Raw genomic sequence first — 2148 nt, forward strand, 5'->3', positions numbered from 1 at the left:
AATTTGCGTCACGACCCGGCGCCCTGAGCACAGTTTTCTTTTCCTTGTGTCAGAACCGAAAAAAATGCGGCCGCCCCCCCCGCTTCCACCCGCCGGGGGGGCCCCGGGGGGGGGGGGGGGGGGGCCGCCGGGGGGGCGGCGCGGCCCCGCGCCACGGGCACGGAGTGCTCGGTCCGCGACGTGTTCGAGGCCCGGACCGTCGCGCGGCTGGCCACCCGGCTCGCCGACCGCGGCGGGGCCGGTCGCCCCGCCCCGGTGGGTGGCGCGCGGCCGCGGCGGCTGCCCCTGTCGTACGCGCAGGCCCGCCTGTGGTTCCTGCACCGCCTGGACGGCCCGTCCGCCACCTACAACATCCCGCTCGCGCTGCGGCTGCGCGGCGCCCTGGACCCCGCCGCACTGGCCTGCGCCGTACGGGACGTGGTGGCCCGGCACGAGGCGCTGCGCACCGTGTACGCGGAGGACGCGCAGGGCCCGTACCAGCGGATCCTGCCCGTCGGAAACGCCGAGGTGCCCTTCGCCGTGGAGCGGGTGCCGGCTTCCGGGCACGCGGCCCGGATCGAGCACGAGACGGCCCGCCCGTTCGACCTCGCGACCGAACTCCCCCTGCGGGCGACGCTGTTGGAGGCGGGCCCGGAGGAGTGGACGCTGCTCCTGCTGATGCACCACATCGCCGGGGACGAGTGGTCGACGGGCCCGCTGCTGACGGACCTCGCCGAGGCCTACGCGGCCCGGTCGGCCGGTGCGGAACCGCGGTTCGCGGTCCTGCCGGTGCAGTACGCGGACTACGCGCTGTGGCAGCGCGAGCTGCTGGGCGACGCCGCGCGGGAGGGCTCCCTGGCGCACCGCCAGGCGCGGTACTGGAGCACGGCCCTGGCGGGCCTGCCCCAGGAACTGCCCCTGGCCACGGACCGGCCCCGGCCGGCGGAGCCCACGTACGCGGGGCGGACGGTCACGGCCGAACTGCCCGCCGAACTGGTCTCCGGTCTCGACGCCCTCGCCGCCTCGACGGGCACGACGGCGTTCGCCGTGGTGTCGGCCGCGGTGGCCGCCCTGCTGCACCGACTGGGCGCCGGCGAGGACGTCCCGCTCGGCAGTCCCGTCGCGGGACGCGGCGAGGAGTCCCTCGACCCGCTCGTCGGGTTCTTCGTCAACACGGTGGTCCTGCGCGCCGACCTGTCCGGGACGCCGACCTTCCGCGAGCTGCTGCTGCGCACGGCCTCGGCCGCCACGGCGGCCCTGGACCACGCCGACCTCCCCTTCGAGGCGGTCGTGGAGGCGGTCAACCCGGAGCGGTCGCTGTCGCGGCACCCGCTGTTCCAGACCCTGGTGGCGTACGAGGGCGCGGGGCGCGGCTCCGTCTCCCTGTTCGAGGGGCTGACGGCCGAGGAGGTCCCGGTCGCGGCCGGCGCCGCCAAGTTCGACCTGGAGATCCTGTTCCGGCGTGCCGCGGCCGGGAGTGCGGGCATGACCTGCGGGATCCGGTACGCGACGGATCTGTTCGACGCGGAGACCGTCGAGGCGATGACCGCGCGTCTGGTGCGGTTGCTCGATGCCGCGGTGGCCGCTCCGGACCGTCCGGTGGCGGAGCTGGAGGTGCTGTCCGCCGAGGAACGCGAGCTGGTGCTGCACCGCTGGAACGACACGGCCGTCCCCCTGACCGGCCCCGCCACCCTCGCCGACCTCGTCGCCGACGGCGTGCTCGGCGCTGCCGGCCCGGCCCTCGTCTTCGAGGGGGTGGAGCTGTCCCGGCCCGCCTTCGAGGAACGCGTCGACCGCCTCGCCCGACTGCTGATCGGCCGGGGCGTCGGCCCGGAGACCGTGGTCGCGGTCGCCCTGCCCCGTTCGTTCGAGCTGCTCGTGGCCCTGCACGCCGTCGTCCGCGCGGGCGGCGCCTACCTCCCGCTGGACCTCGGTCTGCCCGCCGAACGCCTCGGCCACATGACGCGGACGGCCGCCCCGGCACTGATTCTTACCGACACCCTGTCGGCAACCTTCCTCCCGTCGGACCCGGACGTCGAGCGGCTCCTGGTGGACTCCCGGGAAGCGGCTGAACTCCTCGCGGCTCAGCGCACCGGTCCGTTGTCGGACGCGGACCGGACCACCCCGCTCCTGCCCCGCCACCCCGCCTACGTCATCTTCACCTCCGGC

At 75.7% G+C, this 2148-nt stretch carries 1 protein-coding gene; it reads left to right on the forward strand.

Annotated elements, in window-relative coordinates:
* Window positions 1-180: 180 nt before the first annotated feature.
* A partial coding sequence (locus tag NOD94_RS40880; protein ID WP_281211312.1) for a condensation domain-containing protein occupies window positions 181-2148 on the forward strand: 1968 nt, incomplete at its 3' end.

Source organism: Streptomyces sp. Isolate_45 (assembly GCF_024721315.2).
In the GTDB taxonomy this organism is placed as follows: Bacteria; Actinomycetota; Actinomycetes; order Streptomycetales; family Streptomycetaceae; genus Streptomyces.